This is a genomic window from Marinobacter sp. C7 (assembly GCF_022343555.1).
Taxonomy (GTDB): domain Bacteria; phylum Pseudomonadota; class Gammaproteobacteria; order Pseudomonadales; family Oleiphilaceae; genus Marinobacter.
Map to the genome: position 1 here is coordinate 1,794,326 of NZ_JAKQZH010000001.1, position 26,566 is coordinate 1,820,891.

The 26,566-nt window shown below is 58.5% G+C and carries 21 protein-coding genes and 2 tRNA genes; 8 read left to right on the plus strand and 15 right to left on the minus strand.

Annotated elements, in window-relative coordinates:
• Positions 1–4: 4 nt before the first annotated feature.
• From MD273_RS08275 to gspE, 9 genes are all read right to left on the minus strand, one after another.
• Entirely contained in the window at positions 5–535 is a 531-nt protein-coding gene (locus tag MD273_RS08275; RefSeq protein WP_239037268.1) for a type II secretion system protein M, read from the minus strand.
• 4 nt (positions 536–539) lie between these two features.
• A complete protein-coding gene (gene gspL / locus MD273_RS08280; protein ID WP_239037269.1) occupies positions 540–1,844 on the minus strand; it encodes a type II secretion system protein GspL in 1,305 nt (434 codons plus the stop codon).
• A gap of 2 nt (positions 1,845–1,846) precedes the next feature.
• Positions 1,847–2,860, minus strand: a complete 1,014-nt coding sequence (gene gspK / locus MD273_RS08285) for a type II secretion system minor pseudopilin GspK (protein ID WP_239037270.1) — start codon at positions 2,858–2,860, stop codon at positions 1,847–1,849.
• Positions 2,857–3,624, minus strand: a complete 768-nt coding sequence (gene gspJ, locus MD273_RS08290) for a type II secretion system minor pseudopilin GspJ (RefSeq protein ID WP_239037271.1) — start codon at positions 3,622–3,624, stop codon at positions 2,857–2,859. Before gspJ ends, gspK begins: the two co-directional genes overlap by 4 nt.
• Positions 3,624–3,998, minus strand: a complete 375-nt coding sequence (gene gspI / locus MD273_RS08295; protein ID WP_239037272.1) for a type II secretion system minor pseudopilin GspI — start codon at positions 3,996–3,998, stop codon at positions 3,624–3,626. The genes gspJ and gspI overlap by 1 nt, the downstream gene beginning before the upstream one ends.
• On the minus strand, positions 3,998–4,525 hold the full coding sequence (gspH, locus tag MD273_RS08300) for a type II secretion system minor pseudopilin GspH (protein WP_239037273.1): 528 nt from the start codon (positions 4,523–4,525) through the stop codon (positions 3,998–4,000). Before gspH ends, gspI begins: the two co-directional genes overlap by 1 nt.
• Before the next feature lie 6 nt (positions 4,526–4,531).
• Positions 4,532–4,984, minus strand: a complete 453-nt coding sequence (gspG, locus tag MD273_RS08305; protein ID WP_239037274.1) for a type II secretion system major pseudopilin GspG — start codon at positions 4,982–4,984, stop codon at positions 4,532–4,534.
• A 66-nt stretch (positions 4,985–5,050) separates the two neighbouring features.
• Complete coding sequence (gene gspF, locus MD273_RS08310) at positions 5,051–6,262, minus strand: type II secretion system inner membrane protein GspF (protein ID WP_239037275.1); 1,212 nt, start codon at positions 6,260–6,262, stop codon at positions 5,051–5,053.
• Between the two features lie 3 nt (positions 6,263–6,265).
• Entirely contained in the window at positions 6,266–7,774 is a 1,509-nt protein-coding gene (gspE, locus tag MD273_RS08315; protein WP_239037276.1) for a type II secretion system ATPase GspE, read from the minus strand.
• A 245-nt stretch (positions 7,775–8,019) separates the two neighbouring features.
• On the opposite strand from gspE, the gene MD273_RS08320 reads away from it, so the two are divergent.
• The 6 genes from MD273_RS08320 to MD273_RS08345 all read left to right on the plus strand — a co-directional run bounded on the left by MD273_RS08320 (position 8,020) and on the right by MD273_RS08345 (position 17,152).
• Positions 8,020–8,628 carry a type II secretion system protein N gene (locus tag MD273_RS08320; RefSeq protein WP_285229123.1) on the plus strand — a complete coding sequence of 203 codons (609 nt, stop codon included), beginning with the start codon at positions 8,020–8,022 and terminating at the stop codon, positions 8,626–8,628.
• A gap of 8 nt (positions 8,629–8,636) precedes the next feature.
• Complete coding sequence (locus MD273_RS08325) at positions 8,637–9,296, plus strand: transglutaminase-like cysteine peptidase (protein WP_239037278.1); 660 nt, start codon at positions 8,637–8,639, stop codon at positions 9,294–9,296.
• Between the two features lie 117 nt (positions 9,297–9,413).
• Positions 9,414–11,018 carry an FAD-binding oxidoreductase gene (locus tag MD273_RS08330; protein WP_239037279.1) on the plus strand — a complete coding sequence of 535 codons (1,605 nt, stop codon included), beginning with the start codon at positions 9,414–9,416 and terminating at the stop codon, positions 11,016–11,018.
• A 3-nt stretch (positions 11,019–11,021) separates the two neighbouring features.
• On the plus strand, positions 11,022–12,599 hold the full coding sequence (locus MD273_RS08335; RefSeq protein ID WP_239037280.1) for a glycerol-3-phosphate dehydrogenase/oxidase: 1,578 nt from the start codon (positions 11,022–11,024) through the stop codon (positions 12,597–12,599).
• Position 12,600: 1 nt separating this feature from the next.
• Positions 12,601–14,160 (plus strand): FGGY-family carbohydrate kinase, encoded by a 1,560-nt coding sequence (locus MD273_RS08340; RefSeq protein ID WP_239037281.1) that lies wholly within the window; start codon positions 12,601–12,603, stop codon positions 14,158–14,160.
• A gap of 115 nt (positions 14,161–14,275) precedes the next feature.
• Positions 14,276–17,152: a bifunctional diguanylate cyclase/phosphodiesterase gene (locus tag MD273_RS08345; protein WP_239037282.1), complete on the plus strand. Its 2,877-nt coding sequence runs from the start codon at positions 14,276–14,278 to the stop codon at positions 17,150–17,152.
• On the opposite strand, the gene MD273_RS08350 is transcribed toward MD273_RS08345, so the two are convergent.
• Positions 17,133–17,801 (minus strand): phosphoribosyltransferase, encoded by a 669-nt coding sequence (locus MD273_RS08350; protein ID WP_239037283.1) that lies wholly within the window; start codon positions 17,799–17,801, stop codon positions 17,133–17,135. The genes MD273_RS08345 and MD273_RS08350 overlap by 20 nt on opposite strands.
• A gap of 341 nt (positions 17,802–18,142) precedes the next feature.
• Between MD273_RS08350 and MD273_RS08355 the strand changes: the two genes are divergently transcribed.
• Complete coding sequence (locus MD273_RS08355) at positions 18,143–20,230, plus strand: hypothetical protein (protein ID WP_239037284.1); 2,088 nt, start codon at positions 18,143–18,145, stop codon at positions 20,228–20,230.
• A gap of 59 nt (positions 20,231–20,289) precedes the next feature.
• Here the strand turns inward: MD273_RS08355 and MD273_RS08360 are convergent, their stop codons facing one another.
• The 3 genes from MD273_RS08360 to MD273_RS08370 form a co-directional block, all read right to left on the minus strand.
• Positions 20,290–21,576 (minus strand): sensor domain-containing diguanylate cyclase, encoded by a 1,287-nt coding sequence (locus tag MD273_RS08360; RefSeq protein WP_239037285.1) that lies wholly within the window; start codon positions 21,574–21,576, stop codon positions 20,290–20,292.
• 194 nt (positions 21,577–21,770) lie between these two features.
• Positions 21,771–21,844, minus strand: a tRNA-Cys gene (locus tag MD273_RS08365).
• Positions 21,845–21,932: 88 nt separating this feature from the next.
• A tRNA-Gly gene (locus MD273_RS08370) sits at positions 21,933–22,008 on the minus strand.
• Between the two features lie 365 nt (positions 22,009–22,373).
• On the opposite strand from MD273_RS08370, the gene MD273_RS08375 reads away from it, so the two are divergent.
• A complete protein-coding gene (locus MD273_RS08375) occupies positions 22,374–22,580 on the plus strand; it encodes a cold-shock protein (RefSeq protein WP_239037286.1) in 207 nt (68 codons plus the stop codon).
• A 50-nt stretch (positions 22,581–22,630) separates the two neighbouring features.
• Here the strand turns inward: MD273_RS08375 and MD273_RS08380 are convergent, their stop codons facing one another.
• A complete protein-coding gene (locus tag MD273_RS08380; RefSeq protein WP_239037287.1) occupies positions 22,631–25,279 on the minus strand; it encodes an AAA family ATPase in 2,649 nt (882 codons plus the stop codon).
• Positions 25,276–26,397: a metallophosphoesterase family protein gene (locus tag MD273_RS08385; RefSeq protein ID WP_239037288.1), complete on the minus strand. Its 1,122-nt coding sequence runs from the start codon at positions 26,395–26,397 to the stop codon at positions 25,276–25,278. Before MD273_RS08385 ends, MD273_RS08380 begins: the two co-directional genes overlap by 4 nt.
• Between the last annotated feature and the right edge of the window lie 169 nt (positions 26,398–26,566).

Here is a 26,566-nt window from a genome sequence, read left to right on the forward strand (position 1 = left end):
TTTCTCAGATTGTCAGTGTCAAACGAACTGAAACTTTGCCCGGGTCGTTGCCCCGGTCCATGGCAGCCTGGTCGATAACCACACCATTCTCTGTATTGAGCCGCTCAAGCCAGGAGGCAACGTCGGCATAGGGTACGCCGTCCAGCCAGACACGGATTGCGTCGTCACCACTGGGCTCAAAGCGCTGCAGGGCCAGGCCTGCCTCGCGCGCGGAGCTGGTCACCAACGCCATGAGGGCCCGGCCATCGGCCGGTTTGTCCGCGGTTGCAGCGGCACTTGACGAGGACGCTCCAGCCAGCCCCTGGATTACCGGTTCGTTTGCCTGCATCCAGCTGAGCAATTCAGCCGCATTATCCCGCGCACTGGCAGCACGATCATGGAATCCGGTCACCGGCTGCCACACCGCGAAATAGAGGATTCCAACCAGTACGGCAATCCCCAGTGCAGTCAAAGCCTGCTGATCACGACGGGGCAACTGGTCATACTGCGCAATGAGCTTACCGACGGCGGCTTGTTCCTTCAGACGTTCCAGCATTCCGTTACCCTCCGGATACCGTCAGACGGCCACGGGCGCCGCCGGATTCGTTGACCACCGAACCGATCTGGGCTTCAAGCCCCTGACCGGACAGACCGTTTCGCAGGGCGCTCAACCGGTCGTAACTGTCGGCGCGAATATCCACCACCAGTTCGCCTCGGTCCCGACTGTAATTTACCGAATTGAAGGTCACCGAACCGGACGACGGCAACTGGGAATATTGCTGGCCGGTGTACTTCATCAGTGCAATGAAATCGAGTTCCGGGCCCCGGGAACCGGCAACCCGTAACTGTCCCTCGAGAACCCGCCGGACATTGCCGGCATGGGTGCGGCGGTCATCCGGAAAGACTTCCCGATAAATGGCCATCGCCTGTTGTTCCAGTTCCTCCGCCTGCCCCTGGTAATAAAAGCCCATTCCGGCTTCCAGCGCCACCTGAATCACAAACCAGAGTGAGGCCACGGCAATCAGCGGTTTCCAGGGTTTGAAGGCACTGTCCTTATCGGCCTTGATCGAGAACGCACCCTGGCAGAGATTGATCGGCTGGCAACGGTGATGGTGATGGGCATGGGTCAGCAGTTCCAGTGGCATCAGATCCAGTTCTTCCTGCCGAACCGAAAGCCGTCCCGGGGCCTTGAGGTCCGCGATCACCGACTGGTGATACTCAAGCGCATCCGGTGTGCCATACAGGGTAACCGGGACCTCGGCCATAACTTCCTCGGTCGGTGGCACAGCCAGGGTGTGTGCGAACATACCCAGGTTGGCCGCCTGCATACTCAACCATTCGCCCCGGTCGCTTACCAGCATTGCGACCTCGCCATCCAGGCAGATGCTCCAGCCGCCGTCGGTGGTTGGCAAAAGAGAAGCATCGGGGTAAATGGCGTCAAGGCGGGCATTTTCCCACCCCGAGAACAGGGTCAGCCAGTTCGCCATGCGCTCCCGATCGATGGCCGCCACGCGATAGCCGTCCTCGGAATGTTTGCCAAGCGCAAGGTGAACAGAGTCAATGTCCTGGGCAATCTGTTCCTCTACAGCATAGGGCAACGCCTGAAGGATGAAGCGGTGTTGCTTTGCCGGAATATCGGCCACGCAGAAAAGGGCATCCTCACCAGGTATCAGGCCAACCAGCAGCACGTTTTCCAGGGCGTTCTGGGCGAGCGTCTGTTCGATGATTCCCCGGTTATCCCCGGTGCCCCGGGCCTGGGCATCGCCGGAGGCATCCTGAAGCACCCAGTTGAATAGCTGGGCATCGGGATTCTCATCGATATCCGCAAACGGCGGGACCGGCCGGACAAAAAGGCGATAAGACATGGCTATCCTTCTGAAATGGTATAGGGCTCTTTGGTAATTCGGTTTTTCTGTCCGGTATCCCTGTGAACCGTCCGGACCTCACCCTCCCCGTTACGGAAGACGGTGCTGACCATGTTAACGACACGATTATCGTAGGTAATCCTGGAAACAACTTCAAAAAAACGGGTTTGCAGCGTCAGACCCGCGGTCTTGAGCCCCAGGCCGGCAAACTCCGGCAAGGCGAGGAAATCCTGAAGGTTGCTGAAGGCTTCCTCTTCCCGTTTTTCCAGTACGGAGGCAATCGACGCCTCGGACAATTCCTCATGAAGCGACTGCAATACCGGTCCCGTTGCCGTGTTGACATTGATGCCGGCGCCACTGACGGGTAAGGCCGCGACATGGGGCCTGAGGGCCTGGTAGATTTCCTCGGTCATGCCTTCGATCAGCCTCAACTCTGTCACATCAACAAACGGCTGGTTGCCGGCGCGATAACCGGGATCGGCCATCAGATACTGGCCATCTTCGGCGCCATAGGCACTGATTGTCTGATCGTTACTGTCGATCCAGTCAATCAGCGCATCCGCGGTGATGCTGGTGATGCCCAGAGCCATGAGGAGTCGGGTAAACCGGTCCTTGGCCAGGGTATCCACTTGCCCGGACGGTGTAACCAGATCGTTCAGGTTGAAACGGCCGCCCAGGTCATCGATCTGGACCTCAACCACACTGTTGCCATCGTCAAGGGGGAGGATCGCAGCGTTCATCGCCCAGAACTCGTCGAGGCTATCAACCATCGAGCCGTCGTCCTTGTCTTCCTCGAAATCCCGGACCAGGATGCGCCGGGCAAAGGCCTCGGCGCCCAGAGCAATGCTCTGGCCCTGTTGCTGGGCCAGGTAATGCCCGGCCTGGAAGACCCGGATATTCAGTTGTTGGGTCATCCCCGAAGCCAGCATGACCACCAGCGCCATGGCCAGCAGCACCATAACAAGAGCAACACCTTCCTGATGCTGCAGGGGTTGACTGGCAGACAGCGTCCTCATCCTGAGGTCCCGCTCTGCTGGAGAGGACTTTCCTGGCCTGGTTGCTGTTCTCCTGGCTGCCCGGGCTGCTGCTCGCCCTCCTCTTCCTCGTCCGTTTGCGTGGCTGCCTCATTAGCCTGATTGACGAGCCCCTGCGCCTCAGCGGGGTCAAAGTCCGGCAATGCAAAGGTGCGAACCAGTTCGCCAAACCGTTCGTGCTCCAGGGTAATCTCAATGCCCAGGGGCAAAGGAAATTCCGGGCGCTCGCCCGGCGTCAGGCCAGCGAGATCATCATCGGATGGCCAATCTTCCTGCCAGGCGCGATCGCCATTCATGAAACGCACCTCAAAGGCATTGATGTCCTCAAGCAGCAGTACATTCTCACTGTTGTCTTCCTGGCCCTGGTCAACCGTTGGCCAGTAACGGCGAAACAGTTCGGTACCGGTGTATTCCCAGCCGGCCCGCTGTAATCCGCTGCGCCGGAGGCCCAGTGGGTTACGCCAGCCCTGCCGGGTGAGCAAAAGGGCATAACCTTCCTCCCGGCTGGTCAGCGCGGGCTGGAAGTCCCCATATACATCCCGGGCAGGACGATTCACCACTTGGGTAATATCCCGCTCCAGAAGAAGCATGGTGCGCTGGATACGGTCAAACTCTTCGGCCAACTGGTTCACCCGGTCCCTGGAATTGACGACGCCGTTGATAACCTGCCAGACACCGAGACCAATCACCGCCGTAATGGTCACTGCAATGAGAACTTCCATGAGGGTGAAGCCGGACTGACGCATCACTTCTCCCCCACGAAGGCGGAAAGTGTGTGCAGCGGCAATGGATTGCTGCGTTCATCGGTATACTTGGCCACAGACACTTCGATCCGACGCATCGTCGGCTCGGCTGTCGCCTTTACAGCTGTCGTGACGCGCCATCTGAAAGGACCGTAATCGGTATCGGTGGAGTTCTCGGAAATGCCGGGAAGCTCCTCCTCCAGCCGGATGGTGTTGATGCGATTATCGGCAATCCAGCCGGCCAGAGTCTTATCCCGGATCCGCTCGAAACTGGAGATATACTGGCTGCCGACTTCCGCTGCCGCGGTTGCAATCAGACCAAAAACCAGCAGCGCGACCAGGACCTCAATCAGGGTGAATCCACGCGACCGATCCATCAGGATTCATCCTCTGAACCGGGTTTGCGCCAGTGAATACCGGTCACCCCGTCAGACTCCAGTACGTGCATGTAATCGGTGTTGCTGCCTGGGGTGAACTCAATCTGGAAAGGGGTGGTTTCCCCGCTGGAGAAAAAAACGATATCCGGCAGCTGGCGGTCCTCCTCGGACGCCAGCCTGGGCGCATCGTTTTCAATGTATTCGGTCGCAACCAGCCAGTCCGGGAAACTCCTTGGCTGGAAAATCCGCTCTCCCGATGCCTTCCATTCGGCATTACGGTCCTGGAACGCCACAAACTGGTAGCCATCGTCCTCCAGCCTGACACCCATCTCCAGATTATTGAGAACAGCCTGTTCCGATGCCGTCTGCATCAGCAAGTAAAGCTCCCGAACTTCGTTTTCAAGTTCCCGCTGTTGCGAACTGCCACCCAGGGTAAACACAGCCAGGGAGGCCAGCAGTCCCACCACGATCAGGACAACGAGAATCTCTATCAGCGTGAAACCGCTGTGCGTTGCCCTGTAATGCACTGCCGATCAGCCCTCGGTCTTCCAGACACTGATATCGGCGGCATCGCCGTCACCGCCTTCCTGACCGTCAGCACCATAGGAGTAGAGATCGTAGGGCCCCTCGGTACCAGGGCTCACGTACTGGAACTGATTGCCCCAAGGATCCTCAGGCACGCTCTTGAGGTAGCCGTCAGGGTTCCAGTTCTTCGGCTCCGGGCTACCGCTCGGCCTGGACACCAGGGCTTCCAGCCCCTGTTGGGTGGACGGGTAATGGCTGTTGTCCAACCGATACAGATCCAGGGCGCTCTGGATGTTCTTCAGCTGGGTCTCGGCGATGGTGACCTTGGCCTGGTCACTCCGGCCCATGATGTTGGGAGCCACAATTGCTACCAGCAGGCCCAAGATCACCATGACCACCATGATCTCGATCAGGGTAAAACCACGCTGTCTGGACACTTTGTACATAGTCTTGCTCGTCATTTTCTCACTCGTCGTTGATATGGATTCCGTTCCCGGAAAAGTACTCCCGGACCTCGGGCCTGGATATCACCCAACCAGGTTGCTCATGTTCAGGATCGGCAGCATGATCGCCAGTACAATGATCAGTACCACCACTCCCATCACCAGCAGCATCATTGGCTCAAACAGGCCAACAATAGCTGCGATCTTTGACTGCAGGGTGTTCTCCTGCATTCGGGCGGTTCGCTCAAGCATACTATCAAGTTCACCGCTCGCCTCACCGCTGGCAATCATGTGCAGCATCATGGGCGGAAAATACCCGGTCTGTTCCAGCGAACGGTGCAGCGCACCTCCCTCGCTTACCTTGCGGGCAGCATCCCGCAGCCGCTCTCGCAGGTAATCGTTGGACAGAACCTCACCGGCTATCCTCATGGCCTCGACCAGTGGGACGCCACTAGTCGTCAAAATGCTCAGGGTGCTGGCATAACGGGCAGTGTTCACCCCCCGGACCATGCCGGAAACCAGTGGCAGGTGAAGCAACCGCTTATGGAATCGCTTGCGGAAATCGGGCTTACGCAAGGCCACACGAAAACCGACCAGGGCCAGCACCAGGAGAATCAGGATATAGACACCATAACTGCCCAGAAATTCCGACATGGCGAGCATCGCCATGGTCAGCGCAGGCAATTCCTGGCCTTGTTTCAGGAACACTTCGATGATGTCGGGAACCACGTAAGTCAACAGGAACACCACGATAGCAATGGCCACAAAGCTGAGGATGATCGGATAGATCGCCGCCAGCTGGATCTTCTGCCGCGCTTCCTGCCTGTTCTCGGTGTAATCGGCCAGACGGTTCAGCACCAGGTCCAGGTGTCCGGCATGCTCTCCGGCGGCCACCGTGGATCGATACAGCCTTGGGAACGCTTTCGGAAACTCGCCCAGACTGTCCGCAAGGCTGTAGCCCTCCATCACCTTGGCACGAATTGCAATGAGCATGCTCCGGATCCGTGGCCTCGCCGATTGCTGGGCTGCGGCACTCAACGCCTGCTCAACCGGTATACCTGACTGGATCAGGGTCGCAAGCTGCCGGGTGACCAGCGCAAGATCCGAGGCTGTCAGAGATCCCCGGCCACTGAGCGGACTCGCCCGTCGCTGTTTCTCCACCGCAGGTTCTACCGCCAGCGGCGTCAGCCCCTTTTCACGGAGCTGTTGTCGCACAGCCCGGGGCGCATCGGCTTCAAGCACGCCCTGCTTCTGCTTGCCTCGCGCATCCAGAGCCTTGTACTCGTATGCTGGCATGGCTTACTGGCTCCGGTGGGTCACACGGAGAACCTCTTCCACCGTGGTGACGCCATCGAGAATTTTCTGAACCCCGTCGGCGTGAATACTCGGGCCGTCCCGGCGCGCCTCTTTCTCCAGTTCCAGCTCGCCGGCCCGTTTGTGGATCAACGAACTGATTTCCTCGTTGATCTCCACCACCTCGTAGATACCGATACGCCCCCGGTACCCCAGTTGGTTGCAGTGTTCACACCCTTTGGCGCGATAAATGGTCGGCGGATTGGCCGGATCCTGCTGGAGGAACTCGCAATGCTCCTCGCTCGGGGTATAGGCCTCCCGGCATTCGCGGCACAGGACCCGGACCAGGCGTTGGGCCACGATGCCGACCAGGCTGGACGAGATCAGGAAGGGCTCGATCCCCATGTCCATCAAACGGGTGATCGCCCCCACTGCCGTGTTCGTGTGCAGGGTTGAAAGCACCAGGTGACCGGTCAGACTGGCCTGCACCGCAATCTCGGCGGTCTCCAGGTCCCGGATCTCACCGATCATGACGACATCCGGGTCCTGCCGCAGGATTGCCCGCAATCCGCGGGCGAAAGTCATATCAACCTTGGTATTGACCTGTGTCTGACCAATGCCCGGGAGGTTGTACTCAATGGGATCCTCGACCGTGAGGATATTCCGGCTGCGGTCGTTGATCTCCTGTAGAGATGCATAAAGTGTGGTGGATTTACCGGACCCCGTCGGACCGGTTACCAGCAGAATGCCGTAGGGGCGATAAATCAGTTTGCGAAGGACCTTGAGATCACGCCCCGCCATTCCGAGCGATTCAAGACGGATCGAACCTGCCTGCTTATCCAGCAAACGCAGCACCACCCGCTCGCCACTGGAGGAAGGCATGGTGGAAACCCGGATATCCACTTCCCGCCCGGCCACACGAAGAGCGATCCGTCCGTCCTGCGGAATCCGTTTCTCGGCGATGTCGAGCTTGGCCATGACCTTGATCCGCGATACCAGCAACGGCGCCAGGGCCCGTTTGGGCTGCACCACCTCCCTGAGCACGCCATCGATCCTGAAGCGCACGATGAGCTGCTTCTCATAGGTTTCGATGTGAACGTCCGAAGCATTGGTCTTGACGGCTTCGGTCAGGATGGCATTGATCAGACGGATTATCGGCGCATCGTCTTCCTGCTCGAGCAGATCCTCTGTTTCCGGCACCGAATCGGCGAGGGAGGCCAGGTCCATGTCGTCGCCGATGCCTTCAACCATCTGCATGGCTTCGGCGGAATCGCTCTGGTAGGCCGCATTCAGCGCCTGATCGAACCGGTCCGGATCAATCGAGGAAAACCTTGCCTGGCCACCGCTCAAGCGGTTGGCCTCCGCAACGGCCGAATGGGACGCACCGGGGCGTACAAGAATGATCGGCTCACCGTCTTCCGAACGCGTCAGGATCACCCCATTGCGCTTGGCAAAGGTAAACGGAAGACGTCCCAGCGGAGCATCCTGCGGCTGAACTTCTGTCTCGGTGGTCAAGGTCGTCCTCGTTTTCGTCAGGCATTCTTCTTGTCAGGATCCAAGACCAGGCTGGCCCGGAAACCCTTTTTGATTCAACTAATTCAGAAAGGCTACCACAGGATATGGACCCGCTGAATAACTCTATACACTATACTGCCACTAAAACGTTGCAGTCTGATAACCTGTGGGCCTTCCAATGGCCCACCAAGCACTCAGGATGATCGATGCTGTTAATTCACCCTCGGCTCCCCTCGGTTCTCGCAATGGCTGCCGGAGCTGCCATGCTGGCCGTAACCACCTGGCAGGGCTACCGGTTCTGGCAAACAGAGACCGGGCCTGCCTTATCCGCAACCGGCGAGGTGGCACAGCAGTCGCTGCCGGATACCCGCGAAGTTCCCGAGATAGATTTGGCAGCCCTTACCCTGTTTGGTTCCCCTGATGCCGATAGCGCACCCGCCGAACTCGATACCGAAAACCTGCCCGAGACCAACCTCAGACTCTATCTTCGTGGTGTGCTTGCGGCCAGCGGCGAATTTCCCGGCAGCGCGCTGATCGAGGACGACAAAAGCAAGACCGAAGTCTATCTGGTGGGAGACGAACTGCCCGGCAATGCCAGATTGCGCTCGGTATTTCCCAACCGGGTGATTATCGAGCGCTCCGGCAAACTTGAGAATCTTTACTTCCCGGAAGAGGCCAATCGCGCCGGCATGTCCTTTACTGCCGACGACCAGCAACAGCAAGCCGGGACCCGGACCTCTGAATCAAGCCAGACCACCACTTCGCCTTCCACCCCGAGCGCCGACCAGCAACGGCGTGAGGAAATCCGTCGGCGTCTCGAACAGCTCCGGGAACGCCTCCGGAACAACAACTAGGCCCGGCCATGACCTCGGCAGCGCCAGGACTGTCCCGCCGCTCCGCTTGGGTGCCCCTGGTGCTTGCAGTCTCATTGGCCGGCGCACTGGAGCTGAGCGACCGCCTGATGAACTACGTACTTCAGGATTTCGGCCAGGAAGCCCATCAACGCCTGGTAGACTGGCAGCGGCTGAACGATCTCGCGGCCAATGCCCCGGTTGACCGTCAGCTCCGGCTGGTCAACTCATTCTTCAACAGGGTCAATTTTGTCAGTGATATCCAGCATTGGGGCGAAGAGGATTACTGGGCGACCCCGATCGAACTGCTCACGACAAACGCCGGTGATTGCGAGGATTTTTCCATCGCGAAGTACCTGACCCTCAAATCCATGGGGGTGCCGGACGATCAGCTTCGCGTGGTTTATGTAAAAGCCCTGGAGCTGAACCAGGCTCATATGGTTCTGGCCTGGTACCCCGAGCCGGATGCCGACCCATTGATCCTTGATAACCTCATAAATGACATCAAGCCTGCCTCGGAACGCACTGATCTTGAACCGGTTTATAGCTTCAATGGCGAGGGCCTCTGGCTGAACAAATCCGGCGGCAGGCGAACCAGGCTTGGCGAATCCGAGAAGCTCTCGCGCTGGCAGGAACTCAATAAGCGCCTGGACCAGTCCCTCCGTCCATGATTCCCCTGCACCAGGGATGGCGGCAAATGACAGCCGGGATGTCGCCACCCGACAATGACGGGTGCACCACAAACGCTAGAATGCCAACCCGACAAAGGATACAGACGGAGCAATACCATGAGACGCTGGAACGGCTGGGGCGACGAACAGTTTTCACTTGACCTGCCCAGAGAGGGGCATGCCTTTCTGGACGGAAAAATCGGACCGGGCAGAGCCCTGGATGATGCAAAGCTTGAGGATGTGTGCGCCCGCGTGCCGGAATCCCGTCTTCCCCGGGATGAGGAAACTGCCTCTCTGATAGACCTTGATCAGGAAACCCGTGTCCGGCATGCCCGCGGCCAGAGTCTTCCGGACTGGCTCGCCCTGCGCAGCGGCGATGTCGGCGACTTTCCGGACGGCGTTGCCCTGCCCAGTACCAGCGAAGATGTCCAGGCCCTGCTCTCATATGCCCGCAAGCATAACGTTCATCTTATCCCCTATGGGGGCGGCACCAGCGTCGCCGGCCACATCAATCCGGCCGGGAGCGAAACGCCGGTTCTGACCGTAAGCCTCGCGAACATGAACCAACTGACCGATCTTGACCGGGAGAGCCAGATTGCAACCTTTGGTGCCGGCACCCCCGGTCCGCTGGTGGAATCCCAGCTTCGTGCCCACGGTTATACCCTCGGCCACTTCCCCCAGTCCTTTGAACTCTCCACCATCGGTGGCTGGGTAGCTTCCCGCTCCAGCGGCCAGCAATCCCTGCGTTACGGGCGCATCGAGCAGATGTTTGCCGGAGGCCGGATTGAGACCCTCCAGGGCACCCTGGAGATACCGACGCTTCCGGCCTCCAGTGCCGGCCCGGACATCCGGGAGATGATCCTCGGTTCGGAAGGCCGCCTGGGCATCATTACCGACGTCAAGGTCCGGGTCAGTGAACTGCCGGAGCACGAAAGCTTTCATGTGGTGTTTTTCCCGGACTGGGACAGCGCCCGCACCGCCTGCCGGAAACTGGTCCAGCAACGAACCCAGCTGTCGATGCTGCGCCTGAGCAACCCGGTGGAAACAGAAACACAACTGGCCCTGGCGGGCCACCCGGCGCTGATCCGGCTTCTCGAAAGGTTTCTGGCCCTCCGTGGTGCAGATGGTGGTAAATGCATGATGACGTTCGGGGTTACTGGCACCAGATCCCAGTGCAAGGCAGTCAAGACCCAGGCCAAAGCCGTTTGCAAGGAGTTTGGCGGTGTCTACACCGGTACCCGCATGGGCGAAAAATGGGCGGAGAAGCGCTTTACCATGCCTTATCTGCGCGAGGCCCTCTGGCAGCTGGGTTACGCGGTGGACACTCTGGAAACCGCTACTGACTGGTCAAACGTGGACAATCTGATGTGTCTGATGGAGTCCAATCTTCGCGAGGGGCTCTCGCAGGAGCAGGAACGAACTCACGTGTTCACCCACCTGTCACACTTTTACGGCCAGGGCTGCAGCATCTACACCACCTACGTATTCCGGGCCGCCAACACCTATCAAGAGACGCTCGCCCGCTGGCAGAGACTGAAGCATTCGACTTCGGAACTGATCGTCAACAACGGCGGAACCATCAGCCATCAGCATGGCGTCGGCAAAGACCACGCGCCCTACCTTCAGGTTGAGAAGGGCAAACTGGGCATGGAGGCTATCCGGGGCCTGTGTCACCAGTTTGACCCTGACGCCCTGCTCAACCCCGGAACACTGGTGGAGTGAACGATGGCCAGAAAGGCAAGACTTACGGACCTGGACTCGGCCAACCCCGAGTTCGATGTGGTTGTCGTCGGTGGCGGGATCACCGGAGCCGGCGTTGCCCGGGAAGCTGCAGGAAGCGGTCTCCGGACTCTGCTGGTGGAACAGAAGGACTTTGCCTGGGGCACCTCCAGCCGGTCGTCCAAAATGGTCCACGGCGGCCTCCGCTACCTTGGTAACGGCAATATCCGGCTCACTCGGGAATCGGTAACGGAACGACAGCGCCTGATGCGTGAGGCGCCGGGGTTGATTGAACCGCTCCCCTTTGCGATGCCCCATTTCCGCAGATCCTTCCCCGGTCCGCGCCTGTTTCAACTATTGCTGGGTGTCTATGACTGCATTGCAGGCGTCCGCACCCGACGCTACCTGAACCGGCGCGAAGCACTTCAATGGGTGCCAGGCCTTACGCCTGAAGGCTTGAACGCTGCCAGCCTGTTTATGGATGGCGTTACCGATGATGCCCGATTGGTCCTTCGCGTCCTGGAGGAAGCCCGTCGGGATGGCGCGGTCTGCCTGAATTACACCGTGGCAAAAACCGTCCTCCGCAACGAGGGCCGCGTCAGCGGAGTTGAGCTGATCGATACCGGAGACGGCCACCGTGTGACTGTCAGAACACCGCTGGTTATCAATGCCACGGGCGCCTGGGCTGCAACTCTCCAGCAACAGGCACCCGGCTCCAACCCCCTTTGCATCCGCCCCCTGCGCGGAAGCCATCTGGTGGTGCCCTGGAGCCGGTTACCGGTGTCCTGCGCTGTCTCGCTCCTGCACCCGGACGACGGCAGACCGGTGTTTGCCTTTCCCTGGGCGGGAACCACAGTACTGGGCACCACCGATCTCGATCATCATGAGGACCTTGACTCCGAGCCCGCCATTACCCCGGAAGAAGTGCAATACCTGTTGACCTTCGCAGGTCGGGTCTTCCCCTCCTCCCGATTGGACCGGAACAACATCCTGTCAACGTGGGCCGGCGTGCGCCCTGTTGTGACCGATGGATCCGGCAAAGCCGCATCCAAGGAAAGCCGGGAACACGTCTTGCGCGCGGATAATGGACTGGTGAGCATTGCCGGCGGCAAGCTGACGACCTTCCGGCGCATTGCCCGCGAAGCACTCGAGCTGGGTCTTGGCGAGGGTCGGAGGCACCTCTTGCGTCCGGACTCGCGCCCGGTGTTCACACCGGCCTCACCCACACCCCGACCCGTTGGCGTACCACATCTGACCTGGCGGCGCCTGCAGGGCTGGTATGGGCCCGATGTCGCCGGCGTCGTTGAAGAAGCCGATCTCGCGCCCATTGCCCATACCGGTGTGCTTTGGGCAGAGCTTGCCTGGACCTGCCGGCACGAACAGGTGAGACACCTTGACGACCTGCTGCTTCGCCGGACTCGTCTGGGTCTGGTGTTGCCGGAGGCCGCCTCAGCTTTGCTGCCGGAGCTCCGGCGCCGGTGCCAGCCGCTGCTTGGTTGGTCCGACCCACAATGGGAGCAGGAAGAAAGGCGCTATCTCAAGCTGCATCAGCAAGCCTACAGTCTGCCAACCGGTGAAGCCTGACATGAACGACTCACCCCTGATTCTCGCTATCGATAACGGCACCCAGAGCGTTCGTGCACTGCTTTTTGACGCCCGGGGCAATCTGGTTGGCAAGGGCAAACAGGAAATTGAACCCTATTTCTCAGACCGGCCCGGCTGGGCAGAGCAGCACCCGGATTACTTCTGGGAGAGTCTGGGAGTAGCCTGCGACAAACTTTGGCAAAGTACGGATGCCCGCCCGGACCAGATAGCTGGTGTCACAGTGACAACCCAACGGGGCACCGTCATCAATCTTGATCGTGACGGCAACCCCTTACGCCCGGCGATTATCTGGCTGGATCAGCGCCACGCCCGAGTCGAAGGGCCGGTACCAGGCCTTTGGGGCTGGCTGTTCAGGCTCGCACGCCTGGAAGACACCATTGCCCGCTTTCGCGAGAAAACCCAGGCCAACTGGATCGAACAGAACCAGCCTGAGATCTGGGCAAAAACCCACAAATTCCTGCTGCTCTCCGGCTACCTCAATTTCCGCCTGACGGGCCAATATCGCGACTCGACCGGCAGCCAGGTCGGGTACTTGCCGTTCGACTACAAGAAACACAGCTGGGCCGGCAAACATGATTTCAAGTGGCAAACCATGCCGGTCACCCCTGAGCAGCTGCCGGATCTGGTGGCACCCGGCGATCGCATCGGCGACCTGCTCCCGGAAGCTGCCCGACATCTGGGTGTGCCCGAGGGGCTTCCCGTCATTGCAGCCGCGTCTGACAAAGCCTGCGAGGTATTGGGATCTGGCGGCCTCAGCCCTGACATAGGCTGTATGAGTTACGGCACGACGGCGACCATCAATACCACCAGCCCGCGGTACATAGAACCGATACGGCTGATGCCCCCTTATCCAGCCGCCCTGCCCCGGCACTATTCCACCGAGGTCATGATCTACCGGGGATTCTGGATGGTGAGCTGGTTCAAGCGGGAGTTTGGTCTCAGGGAGCAGAAAATTGCCGAACAGCAAGGCATTGAACCGGAAACCCTGTTTGACGAACTGGTGCGAACGGTGCCTCCCGGTTCCATGGGACTCATGCTGCAACCCTACTGGTCGCCCGGGGTCCGTGAGCCGGGGCCTGAAGCCAAGGGGGCGATCCTCGGTTTTGGCGATGTTCACACCCGGGCCCATATCTACCGGGCCATTCTCGAGGGTCTGGCCTATGCCTTGCGGGAGGGAAAGGAACGAATAGAAAAACGCAGCGGTGTACCCATTCGTAAACTTCGCGTCGCCGGTGGTGGCTCCCAGAGCGATGCTGCCATGCAGCTGACCGCGGATATCTTCGGTTTGCCCGCCGAACGTCCGCATACTTTTGAAACTTCGGGGCTGGGTGCAGCCATTGACGCAGCCGTCGGCCTCGGCCTGCATCCGGACTTTGAATCGGCCGTCAGCGCCATGACCCGCGTTGGCAGGTGCTTTTACCCCGACCCCGACACCCATGTTCTCTATAACAGGTTGTATTCCGAGGTGTACCTGGAAATGTATCCCAGGTTGAAGCCGATCTATCGCAAAATTCGTGATATCACCGGATATCCGCGGTAGTGGCGCACCGAATTGACCATGGTCAGTGACGGGTCAGTAATTTCCCGCAAACACGAGCCGAAAATACCACGGTGGTATAGACTGGAAGCTTCAAGCATCTCTTTGCAGAAAGCCCATGCCACGGTACCAGAGTCAAGCACCCAGATCCGATCTGCCGATCGCCCTGCCGCAAGTGGTCGGGCTGGTTATTGTGCTTGCCTTGCTGCATCTGATTGCCCGCAACGACTACCTGCTTTTCCACACTCTGGTGGAAATGATCCGGATCGTTGTGCTCGCCGGGCTCTTTGCACTTGCCTGGCACACCCGGCACTGGGCATCTAACAGCTTCCTCGGTGTGATTGGCACCGCCGCAATCTTCGTAGCCTCCCTCGAGCTGCTCCATACCCTCAGCTACAAGGGCATTGGCATTTTTCCCGGGGATGACGGCAACCTGCCCACCCAGCTGTGGGTTGCATTCCGGTATCTTGAAGCTGTTGCCTTCCTGATTGGCATCATGGCTGTCAGATGGCACATCAGCCTCATTCCACCCTTTGTGGTCTTTGGTACTGCCACCCTGATTCTGGCAACTGCCGTATTCTTCGGGATGTTTCCCGACAGCTACCTCGAAGGTGCCGGCCTGACCCGGTTCAAGGTCACCTCCGAGTACATTATCGCCGGACTCTTCGCGGTTTCCATGCTACTGCTCTACCGGCAGAGAAAACGTTTTGCCCCCCCGGTGCTCTATCTGATCGAGACCTCGCTGGTATTCAATATCCTGGCGACACTGACGCTGACCCAGTATGTCAGTGTTTATGGCTTTGCCAACGAACTCGGGCATTACCTGCTGCTTGTGTCGGCTTACCTGATCTATCGTGGTGTACTGGTGACGGGGCTGATCAGGCCCTACCAGTTTCTCTTCCGTGACCTCAAGCGCCATGAAGAACACCTGTCGGAATTGGTCTCCGAGCGGACGGCCCAACTGGCTTTGAGTGAGTCCCTGACGCGCACCTTTATCGAACATTCGCCAGCGCTCATCTATCTGGCCGATGCAGATGGCCACCTGACACTGATCAATCCCGCTTTCCGGAAGCTGGTGGGACTCCCGGAAAAACAGATCCTGGGGCGAGACATTTTTGACGTTTTCCCCCCTGCCGCGGCCGCAACGATCGACCGCCATGATCACCGGGCACGGGAACAGGGCCAGCCGATCACGGTAACCGATGTCGTTAATTTCGAGAATGAGCCGAGGATGTTCGAGGCCGTTCATTTTCCAATTGTCGATGAAGCCGGCCAGATTTCCGGAAGCGGGGCCATAGCCACTGATGTAACCGACCATCGCAGGACCCAGGCCAACTATGAGCTGATGGTTCAGGCCGCCATGGATGGTTTGTTGGTCATGGACTACGAGGCCAACTTCCTTCAGGTTAACCGCGCAACGGAGGAGATTACCGGTTACAGCCAGAGCGAACTTCTGACAATGAACCTTCGTGATCTGGATGCGGAAATGGACTCTGCCGCTGTCGAACACTCGCTGGACCAGATAATGGCCGAGGGATCCGGGCGCCTGGAAAGCCGCTGGCGCCACAAAGACGGCAGCATCCGGGATGTGGAAATCAGTGCTCACGTGTTCGATGGCACATTTACCTCCGGCTTCTTCTCCTTCGTGCGGGACATCACCAAGCGCAAGTCCAATCTGGCCCGAATCGAATTTCTGGCCCACTTCGACCCGTTGACGAGGCTCCCCAACCGCGCCCGTTTCGAGGAACAGGTCAATGAACGACTCGCACAGGCAATGTCCGATGGCAGTCGCTACGCTCTGGTGTATCTCGACCTGGACAACTTCAAGGACATCAATGACTCGCTGGGCCATACCATCGGCGATGGCCTGCTGAAGGAAGTTGCCCGCCGTCTCGGAACCCTTCCGCCAGAAACCCACATTATCGCCCGCGCTTCGGGCGATGAGTTTATGGTACTTGCGAAACTGGGGCCGGAAGAGAAAGCCCATGTCCATGAACTGGACCGCCTGCATCAGCTGTTCGCCAACAGTTTTGCAGTGGACGGGCATAATCTGGCCACATCGGTCTCCATGGGGGTGGCACTGTATCCCGCCGACGGCACTGACTTCACCTCACTCTCCCGCAATGCGGACACCGCCATGTATGCAGCGAAACTGGAGGGAAGAAACACTTTCCGGCGCTTCGATACTGCCATGCAGGAGAAAGCCTTCGAACGCCAGAATCTGCTGGCGAAGCTGCGCGGGGCGCTGGAAAGAAAGGAGATGGAGGTCTATTACCAACCCCAGATGGATCTGGCCTCCCGTCGGATTACGGGCGCCGAAGCCATCCTGCGCTGGAACAATCCAGAGCTGGAGTGGGTCTCTCCCTCGCGGTTTATCCCGATCGCCGAAGAAAGCGGGCTCATAGTCGAGATTGGCGAATGGGTCCTGAAAGAAGCCTGCCGGCAAGGTAAGGCCTGGATGGATCTCGGCCTGCCGCCGATCACGCTGGCCGTTAACCTGTCTGCCATCCAGTTCCAGCGCGGCGATCTGTGCGACAAGGTGGGTGCGATCCTGGACGAAACCGGCTTCGAAGGCCAATACCTGGAACTCGAACTGACCGAGTCCGTTCTTATCGGCAACCAGGAACGAGTGGATAACACCATCCGTGGGCTCAAGCAGCGCAGTATCCACCTCGCCATCGACGATTTTGGCACCGGTTATTCCAGTCTCGCCTACCTGAACCGCTTTGCGGTGGACAAGCTCAAGATCGACCGCTCGTTCATCCATGACATGGGCACGGATCCCAATAACTCGTCAGTAGTGCTCGCGATTATCCGGATGGCCCACAGTCTCGGCCTGAAAGTGATCGCTGAAGGCGTCGAAAACACAGCTCAAATGGAACACCTTGACCGGCTGGCCTGTGACGAGGTGCAGGGCTATCACCTCGGCAAGCCCATGCCTGCGGGCAAGTTTCAGCGCCTGCTCAGTCGGGGTGTCACGATGCTCCCCGGTTGAGCGCCTGAAAACTTGCGCCCAACAGCTCGCACACTTCGTCGTCCGTGACCGGCTGGTAATTCCGGTAGAACTGCCCCACATAATTGAATTCGGCAGGCTCCTGCAGGCAGATGCAGTGATCAACCATATCCTCGTATTTGTCAGACGTGCCCGGAGGCCCCGCGGGAATCGCCACGATCAGCGACCGCGCGCCGGCCGTTCTGACCATTTCAATCGCCAGATCCATGGTTGCTCCAGTAGCAATGCCATCGTCAACAAGGATCACCTGCCGCCCCTGAAGATCTGCTGTTGGCGCGAACCCCCGGTAGGCCTTTTTCCGCTCCCGGATGACGCTCAGTTCCAGGTCCCTTATCCGTTTGATCTGTTCGGATGTGATCGCCAGGGAACGCACCAGGTCCGCATTCAGGTGAGGAACCCCATCTTCCCCAACCGCACCCATCGCTACCTCCGGCTGCCAGGGCACCCCGAGCTTGCGGATATTCAGGAAATCCAGTTGCAGGTGCAGGCGTCGCGCAACTTCGTAGCCGACAGGGATGCCGCCACGGGGCAAACCAAGTACCACCGCGCCAGGCTCGATCCGGATCGCCGCCAAAGCTTCGGCCAATTGTGCGCCGGCATCTGTTCTGTCTTTGAAACGTAATCCGGCCATCCGTGCCTCCCCCTTTTGAATTGAGGCTCCTCCTGAGAATAGTAGCCTCAAGCCGGCACATCGGAAAACCTGCCGTGGGTCAGATCCACCACCAGGACCATTTTCTCGGGGGAGCCATTTCTTGATCCAGATCTATCCGCCCTCATCTCTTTCCGTTCTATAGTTATTCAGTACGGAAGAGCGAACGAGGTAGGCGCGACCTTCGGAGGTCTGCCATGTAGTTGCCAGTCAACGACTTCTGTCCGGATTTGTGTTGATTACGGTAATCCGTCTTAACATCGTTAATGGGTGTGGTCATGATTGATCTGTGCAACTATCGAAATGCCTTACTTGGAACTCTGTTGACCTCCGTTTTTCTCGCAGGCTGTGATGGCAGCTCCTCAAGCCTCAGCAGTTTGAGAGACGCTATTGATAATGGTGGGACCACCGTCCAGGCCGATATCTCACCGAACGTGCTCGATAGCGCCGCCTCGTTCCTCGGCGCCGCCACCGGCAAGGAAATACCGCTCTCGGTGGACTCTGTCATCTTTATCAACTCAGCTCTGGGCCTGAACGATCTGCCCAATGATCCGCAGTTCCTGTTCGGCGACCTCTGGATGATCGTTCGCGATGCCTATGGCGTCCCGGTTCTGGATGCCCAAGGGTGCATGCAGCCCATCGCCTCCGAGACGATCACGCTTCCGGACGGCACTACGACTGATACCGTGCCCATGGTCATCGATACTCTGGAAGAGGAACCCGTGTGCACGGTCGAAGAGGGCTACGAACAATACACCATCGAACTGGAGATTGGTCGGCTGAACATGGTCCGCACCATGACCCAGAACCCCACGGTGTTCGCACGTGCCCTGGAAGAGGCGATCAAGAACATCAATGCCTCCGAGGCCGTCAAAATGGATCCGGCGGGACGACTGGTCCTGGTCTCCAGCGATCCGGTCACCGGCGCGCCGATTGAAAGCACCATTGATTCGCCACGCGAGAACCTTGCCCTTTACAACGCGCTTCTCAGAGAAGGCCGGATCGCCGGCTATGGTCCTGAGAAACACGAGGGCGGCCAGACCATTGCGCCCCAGTGGCTCGAGATCCGGGAGGATCTTGAACTCGGTGACCTCGCCTATCTGCGGGACGGCACGCCCGGAAGGGATCATGGCGTTGACCTGAATAATGGCTATGCCGACCTGTCACAAGCCGTTCATGACCGGCAATTGGACTACGCAACCCAGCTCTTGAGCTACGTCCAGTATTATGACGACGGCAGCGCTTGCCATTACCGTGATGACACGGGGTATGCGTGGGAGCAGGTTTTCGGCCTGGAGGATTATTACGGCGCGAACATTGCCGGCTTCACCACCCATGCAGATGATGCACGCCGGACCATCGTGTTCATGCACGATGTGATCCAGGACATGCCGGAAGCCCCACTGCAGACGCTACCCACATCGGATGGAAGGGTTGACCTGATGCACGCCGCCGCTGCCTTCCTTGGGGGGGCTTCCAACAAGAGTGTGCCCCTGACTATTGATGGCCTGGTTTTCATCAATACCGTGCTTGGACTGAACGAAGGCGTCGAATTTACCAACAAAGGCGAGATCTTTGGCGACCTTTGGGCGCTGATACGGGACGAAGACGGGGTTCCGATTCTGGATGCCAATAATTGCCCCCAGCCGGTCTCCGTGAATGGCGGCACCGTGCCAATGGCATTCGACCCGGATTCCGGTGAATGCGCAATCGTTGAAGGCTATGAAGATGATGTGATCGAACTGGAGCTTGGCCGATTGAATGTGGTCCGTGTCGCTCTGACGAACCCACGTGTTCTTGACCGGGCTCTGTACGATGTCATGAATTCGATCAACGCTTCTGTCGGCCTGAAACTGGATCTGTCTGGCCGCCTGGCATATGGCGTAGATGATGGGACCGGGGCTCTGGATTATTACCAGACCGTTGACTCCCCCCTCGCCGGGCTGGCTCTGTACTGGGCGCTGATGCGTTGGGGCAAGCTGGAGGGCAGCGTTGAAATCATGCAGGATGGTTCGTGGACCACGGTAGATCTGGCCATTAAGCCTGAGTTGGAGCAGCAATTGACCGATGAAGGGTTGTTGTTCCTGATGACAGGTACCACCGCCTGCCAAAGTAATCCAGCGGAGTGCGGCACCAATCGCCTGGCCAGTGGTTATGTCGACTATAGTGCCTTCAACCACACTACCCAAACCGTCTATTCCGGTGCACAGGTTGATTTTGTCGAACGTCAACCGGTCGACCTCAGCTGTGCCTATGGCGACCGTACCGAAGACGTCTGGGAGCGGGTACTTGCCAGCGACGACTACACCGGCAGCAACATCGAAGCCTTCGTCAAACAGGCGGAGGATACACGCAACGTCATCCAGTTCATCCACACGGTGATTCAGGATCCCCTGCCGGAAGCTATCTGACATAGACCGCACGCATAAAACCCCGCTTCGGCGGGGTTTTCTACTTTCTCCGGCTCACTTCAGGCCCGGGTTTCTGACGCGGGATACTGCACCATGACCTGATTACGGCCCTTGCGCTTTGCCTTGTAGAGGGACCGGTCACAGACCGAGAGTAGCTCCCGAACGGTGACGACCTCTTCCCTGCAGCTGACCACACCAGCACTCATGGTAACGGTGAATGCCTGATTCTCGTCGCTGACAAAGCTCTCTGCCTCGATGGCGCTGCGAAGATCGTCAGTCACCTGGGCTGCATTCTCCAGGGAAGTCTGGGGCATGAGTATCAGAAACTCCTCGCCTCCAGTGCGCGCTACCACGTCCGACTTCCGCACACGATTCTGGATCAGCTGGCCAAACCGTTTGAGCACCAGATCCCCGACAGGGTGGCCATAGGCATCGTTGATCTCCTTGAAATGGTCGAGGTCCACGGAAACCAGTGAAAACTCGCCCCCGTAACGTTCCTGTTGCGTGGCCGTCTCTTCCAGCTTTCGGAGGAAATAGCGGCGGTTGAAGAGCCCGGTAAGCTCATCCGTAACGGATAAACGCTCCAACTCCAACTCAAGCCGTTTTTCGTCATCAATATTGATGACCATGCCCTGCCAGATGACTTTGCCGTCAGGTTCCCTTTCAGGTTTTGCGACACCTCTCAACCACCCGGTCATTCCGCTATTGATCACGCGGTAATCGCAAACCCATTGCTGAAGCGTAGCGAAGGAGTTCCCGATCGAGTCGTGGACTGCCTGAAGGTCATCGGGGTGAATATGCTGGAACAGCAACTCGGCATTCGCACACGCTTCGGCCGCGGTAAGCCCGAAAAAATCTTCGACCTTTCGGCTCATGTAGGTGAAGTAATAACGCCCGTCAGGTTCCATGACGAAGGTGTAGATAATGCCGGGCAGCGATTCCGCTAACTGGGCGAGCCTGCGCCCGGTCACTTTCTCTTCCGTCACATCGAGGTGGGTACCCATAAGCCAGCGCGGCTGCCCATTGCCGTTCAGCAACATTCCCCGGGTATGGATGTATCGCCACTGGCCGTCCTTGTGCTGCATCCGGATGACACACTCAAACTGCGGTCCTTTCCCATCCAGATATTTCTGCAAAGCTTTCCAGGCCAGATCCAGATCCGCCGGATGGCAGAGACGCTCCCATGTGCCGAAGGTAACGGGGGCAAGTTCGTCCAGGGTATAGCCCAACATGCCGGCCCAACGTTCATTGAAGATGACGTCGTTAGTGTCCAGGTTCCATTCCCAGGTGCCTGCACCGGTTCCGTCCAGTATGGCTTTAAGGCGGGTTTCCGAAGATAGCTGCATCCTTCCCTCGGCCTGGCTTCTACGGCCAACCTGACGCACCCCGACAGCAATCTGAGGACGCGATCCAGCGACCTGAAGTCGTACAAACATTCAGCCTAATAAGTGTAGCTGAAAACGGGATGCCCGGGCCGGAAAACCACCACAAACTCACAACTGCTTCGCGAGCCTTTCAGGTATTGAGGAAAGATGGAAATTGGAGGCGCGGGTCGGAATCGAACCGGCGTACACGGAGTTGCAGTCCGCTGCATAACCACTCTGCCACCGCGCCGGGGAAAGCCTGTGAAACTGGCTTTTTGCTCTCAGGAGGCATTGAGAGACTTGAATTGTGATTTCCAACCGGCAAACCGGAGAGAAATTGGAGCGGGAAACGAGATTCGAACTCGCGACCCCAACCTTGGCAAGGTTGTGCTCTACCAACTGAGCTATTCCCGCTCTGTGTTCAGAGGCATTGCCTCGTCAACGGCTGCGTATTCTACGGATTACGGTTCTGCCGTCAATACTTTTTTTCAAGTTTCTGTTTTATAGGGATTTGTTGATTAAAGTTTGTTCGCCGGCCCGACCAGTTTCCCGACACGTGTAAATGCCTATGAGAAAAAGCTGGGCATTTCGTAGCAACAGGGGTACAGTGGCCCTCGTTGGAAAGATTTAGCAAAGCATTTCATCAATAAGACGCTGCAAAGCAGTAGCAAGTCCTGTTTTTGATCCCGCCAGTTTTTTGTTTCCCGCACATCGCTGACCAGCAGATCGCCAAGATCCCTGGCGGCACATATTAAATATCGAATTCAGGATTTATCTTTATGTCTACTACTACCGGCACCGTCAAGTTCTTCAACGAATCCAAAGGCTTTGGCTTCATCACTCGCGACGGTGGCCCCGACGTATTCGTTCACTACAGCGCCATTCAGGGCAGCGGTTTCAAGACTCTGGCTGAAGGCCAGCAGGTCGAGTTCACCGTTACCCAGGGCCAGAAAGGCCCGCAGGCAGAGAACGTGATTGGTCTGTAATTAACCGACCAAGACACAAAAAAGGCAGCTTCGGCTGCCTTTTTTCGTTTTCAGGATACAGCCTGACTCTTCAATGCCTGCAGATCCCGGGGCTCCACACCCAGGTCCTGCCACTTTTCAGGATGGCAGGTGAACAACAGGATCTGATGCCGGTGCGCCGCATCAAACAGAATCCGCTTCATCCCGTCCAGCCGTTCCGCATCGGAATGCACCAGTGTATCGTCCAGGATAATCAGGGTTGGCCGCCCGGCTTCCCGCAAGAGGTCCGCATACGCCAGTCGGCTGATCAGGCCCATCTGTTCCCGGGCCCCGAAACTCAGCTCAGTCATCGTTCCCAACTCGCTGCCACGGGAAAACCTGCCGGGCATCAAGTGTTCATCCACTTCCAGCGTTGCTTCCGGGAAAAGCACAGAAAGGTAGTGATCCAGATGTTTTTGCAGCGGCGCCTGCAGGCGCCGGGTCAGCGCCTGGCGCTTTTCGCTCAGTACGTTCAAGAGCAGATCAAGCGCCTCCGCTCTACGGTGTAGTTCCTCGTAGCGGCGATTGGCGTGCTCAAGCTCTCCGGATTTTTCGCTGAGCTGCTCTTCAAGCCCTTCCGCCCCCCAGGCTTCCAGCCTGACCCTGACATCCCTCAGTTCCCGCTCACGGTTTTCCTGGGCTTTCTGCTGGGTTTCAGCTGCCTGGCGAAAACGTTGGATGTCTTGTTGCAGCAGGTCCGGTCTGGCGTCACGGATCTTTTTGTCCAGTGACGCGAGAGTTGTTACAAGCTCTGATTCCCGTTTCTCCGATGCCGAGATTCTCTCAACCAGCTCCTGAAGCTGGCGCTGGCTTTCAGACTTGCTCAGTTCCTCGGCGAGCTGCTCCCATTCACGGTTGGCATTCTGAACATTCTGCCTGGCGGTCAGAACTGCCTTCTCATGTTGACGCCGGGCAGCTTCCGCCCCGGAAAGACGGCTTTCCACCTGTTTTCTTGCGCGCTCGGCATCGGCGAGACTCGGAGGATAGTCGTCAGCCGTCCCCGAAGCGTCCAGCAGAGCATTGAGCTCCTCCTTTCGGGCCTCGAGCTCGGCAAGGGTATCCCGGGTAACCGTCCGGAGGCGTTCCAGGCCCTGGGGCGCAACCGACAATAGCAGGTCTTCGGAGTGCTTCAGCCTGCTTGTGGCATCCTGATAGTGCGCAAGCTTATGTTCTGCCTCATCAAGGCTCCGGACACCGAGTTCTCGGAGCTTTTCGTCCAGTGCCTGCTCGAGACGGGCCAGGTTCCGCCGGACACTCGCCAGATCTTCACCACCCGGGTAAATACCTAAGCGCCCCACACCGGGAATCTGCATGGTACTCTCGTCCAGGAGGCGGCGTTCGCCCTTGCCCTCGAGGGACTCGTTATTCAGCTCCAGACTTTGCCCGGGCTCCAACTGCCACGTCAGACGCGTGGCGATCGTCTGTGACCGGATCCGTTCTTCATCAAGTTGGCGCCGGGTGGCTCTGGCTTGTTGCACTGCATCGGCATCAACCCTGTTCTCCTGCTTCTGTTGTCGGGCCTCGTCCAGTTTTTGCTGGAATTCAGCTGCCTTGTCCAGGCTCTGGCGGGAGGTCTTATACTGTCCCTGCAGGCGCGCAATCTCCTGCTTCAACCGTGTCCTGATCTCATGCTGGCGGGCTTGCTCGACGATCCTCACCGCCGTGTCGTATTCCTCACGAGCGTCCCGGACGGCTTGATCGAGGGCAGGCGTGCGGGCTTCTTCCTCCACCAGGAGTTCCCGGGCTTTACAGAGATCAGCCTCCCTCTGCTCCAGCTTCTTTCCCTGGCTCTGCATCTGTTCCCGGTTCTGGTGAAGCAGCTTCAGATGCTGGCGAACATGATCGAGTGTTTCCTGCTCCCTCAATTGTTGCGCCTGAAGTGACTCCACTTGCCGCAAGTGCTGCTGCGCCTGCTCCATCCTCCGGCGGGCCTCTTCCCAGGGCCGGTCCCTGTTGGCTCGCTCAAACTCCGATGTCAGGATTCCGAGGCGATCAACCTGGGCCTGGTATTGTTCTATCCGGGCTCCGAGTTCAGCGATTTCAGCCTCCAACCCGGCCCGCTCTTTTTCCAGTTGCAGGTACTCTCCCCGGGGTTTTCCGGTTCCGGTCAGCAGTTCTGCCCGTTGCTTTTCAATGGCCTGGATTACGTCGTCGCCCCCGGTGCTGGCTACCTCACCAACCAGATTGTTCAGGGCGGACTTCAGATGATCACCGGCGTGCTCAACTGCCTTTTCGATATCCTGGCCGGTGCCCTGCTCGACCCAAAGCAACCCCGGGATACCCCAGTGTTCCTCCTTACTACCGCCCTTTTTCGGGAACTGGTAGCCCAGAAGCTCGGCGAGTTTTTCTTCAGCTTCCTCACCGCTGAAACTCTGACCATCGATTTGCAGGTCACAACGTTTTCGCTGTAGGAAGCTTTTTGTCAGCGACCATTGATGACCACCGTGCTCGAAGCTCAGCTCAATTGCCGGGGCGGCAGCAGAGTCGCCCCACGGGCGCAGGTCTTCAACCGATTTGGAGCGATGACGCTCGAAAAAAGCTGCCCGGATGGCTCGCACCAGGGTGCTTTTCCCGGATTCATTGGGACCGTGTATCAGATTGATACCCGGCTGTAAGTCGTCCAGAGCGATGGGAGTTCGAAACTGCCGCACCTGTTCAATACGCAGCCGCTGGAGCTTCACTGGTTCACCCCCTGATCGCGGCTTTTCAGCATTCCCGCCAGGATTGCCAGGGCATCCCGCGCCGGCCCCGGGGAATCCCCTCCCTGACGCATTTGCAGTTCTTCAATGACGTCTCCGAGATAGCCATCAGCGTGCAGGGACGCGATGTCATCTTCGGTGGGCTCGAGTTGGAGTGATGCTCGATCGCAGGCCACGCTCCGGAATCGGGCCTCAGCCAGGGAGAGCGCATGATCAAGGCGCTGTAGCCCCTCCAGGGTGATGGCACCATCCAGTCTGATATCCAGCACCGAGGTTTCCGGGAGTTCTTCCATACGCTCGATCAGCCTGTCCAGGTCGGACGGCACCGACAAGGTTTCCCGCCACTGATGCCACCGATAGCGCGCGATTTCGTGGCTTGTTATCTCGGGGACAGCTCCGGGCTCAGGAATGGTGACCACCAGGGCGTAGCCTGCATCGTTATTCCGGAAGCGCTCAGGTTCCGGTGTACCGCTGTACCAGGTTCGTTCGTTGATCTCTTTGGTACCGTGCCAATCGCCCAGGGCAAGATAGTCAAGGTTGGCCAGATCAACCCGGTCCGGCGCGATCGGATTGGTTGAATCCACGTCATCCGGCAGCACCCCCTGCACACTGCCATGAGCCAGGCCGATACGGAGAAAGCCTTGGGGCGTTTCCCGATCCTTGAAGTCTTCTGTGAGGTCAGTGTAGGTATGACGCTGGGTCAGCGGTGCCGTCAGGACCGCAAGACGCTGCTCTTCCAGCAGGATGACACCGGCCTCCAGCGCCAGGTGGATATTTCCGGGTACAGCATCAAGACGCCGGGCCCGTGTCCAGACGCTTTCAGCAAGGGCAGCGTCGTGGTTACCGGGGAGCATTATCCAGGGGCCCTTGAATACACTGGTGGCATTGAAGACTCGGCGGATTGTCCGGTCGGAAACCGCCTGGGCGTCAAACACATCGCCCGCCACCAGGACCGCATCGCATTCCTGCTCGACTGCCAGTTGTGCCAGCTTTTCAATCGCTGCGTATCGGGCCTCTACCAGCGCGGCACCATCTTCGGTTTCAAATCGGCTGAACGACCGGCCCATCTGCCAGTCAGCGGTATGAAGAAATCTGGGCACAAGCGATCCCCTGTCTGAATACATGCTGTCTCAACACGCACACAAGGTTACCGGTAGTTGATAAGAATTGCACAACACTCTGATTGGCGGGCGCTTTACGGAATCGAACGGAAGATCCGGAGAGCGGGAGAGCATCGACGCGGGGTCAGATGAAAGCTTTCATCTGACC

Excerpts from the sequence above, each read along its gene's own strand:
- MD273_RS08330 (WP_239037279.1), top strand. The coding sequence starts at position 9,414 with ATGAGACGCTGGAACGGCTGGGGCGACGAACAGTTTTCACTTGACCTG.
- MD273_RS08340 (WP_239037281.1), top strand. The coding sequence starts at position 12,601 with ATGAACGACTCACCCCTGATTCTCGCTATCGATAACGGCACCCAGAGC.
- gspI (WP_239037272.1), bottom strand. The coding sequence starts at position 3,998 with ATGGATCGGTCGCGTGGATTCACCCTGATTGAGGTCCTGGTCGCGCTG.
- gspF (WP_239037275.1), bottom strand. The coding sequence starts at position 6,262 with ATGCCAGCATACGAGTACAAGGCTCTGGATGCGCGAGGCAAGCAGAAG.
- MD273_RS08320 (WP_285229123.1), top strand. The coding sequence starts at position 8,020 with ATGGCTGCCGGAGCTGCCATGCTGGCCGTAACCACCTGGCAGGGCTAC.
- MD273_RS08375 (WP_239037286.1), top strand. The coding sequence starts at position 22,374 with ATGTCTACTACTACCGGCACCGTCAAGTTCTTCAACGAATCCAAAGGC.
- MD273_RS08350 (WP_239037283.1), bottom strand. The coding sequence starts at position 17,801 with ATGGCCGGATTACGTTTCAAAGACAGAACAGATGCCGGCGCACAATTG.
- gspL (WP_239037269.1), bottom strand. The coding sequence starts at position 1,844 with ATGTCTTATCGCCTTTTTGTCCGGCCGGTCCCGCCGTTTGCGGATATC.
- gspJ (WP_239037271.1), bottom strand. The coding sequence starts at position 3,624 with ATGCGTCAGTCCGGCTTCACCCTCATGGAAGTTCTCATTGCAGTGACC.
- MD273_RS08345 (WP_239037282.1), top strand. The coding sequence starts at position 14,276 with ATGCCACGGTACCAGAGTCAAGCACCCAGATCCGATCTGCCGATCGCC.
- MD273_RS08335 (WP_239037280.1), top strand. The coding sequence starts at position 11,022 with ATGGCCAGAAAGGCAAGACTTACGGACCTGGACTCGGCCAACCCCGAG.
- gspG (WP_239037274.1), bottom strand. The coding sequence starts at position 4,984 with ATGACGAGCAAGACTATGTACAAAGTGTCCAGACAGCGTGGTTTTACC.
- MD273_RS08360 (WP_239037285.1), bottom strand. The coding sequence starts at position 21,576 with ATGCAGCTATCTTCGGAAACCCGCCTTAAAGCCATACTGGACGGAACC.
- gspK (WP_239037270.1), bottom strand. The coding sequence starts at position 2,860 with ATGAGGACGCTGTCTGCCAGTCAACCCCTGCAGCATCAGGAAGGTGTT.
- MD273_RS08275 (WP_239037268.1), bottom strand. The coding sequence starts at position 535 with ATGCTGGAACGTCTGAAGGAACAAGCCGCCGTCGGTAAGCTCATTGCG.
- MD273_RS08325 (WP_239037278.1), top strand. The coding sequence starts at position 8,637 with ATGACCTCGGCAGCGCCAGGACTGTCCCGCCGCTCCGCTTGGGTGCCC.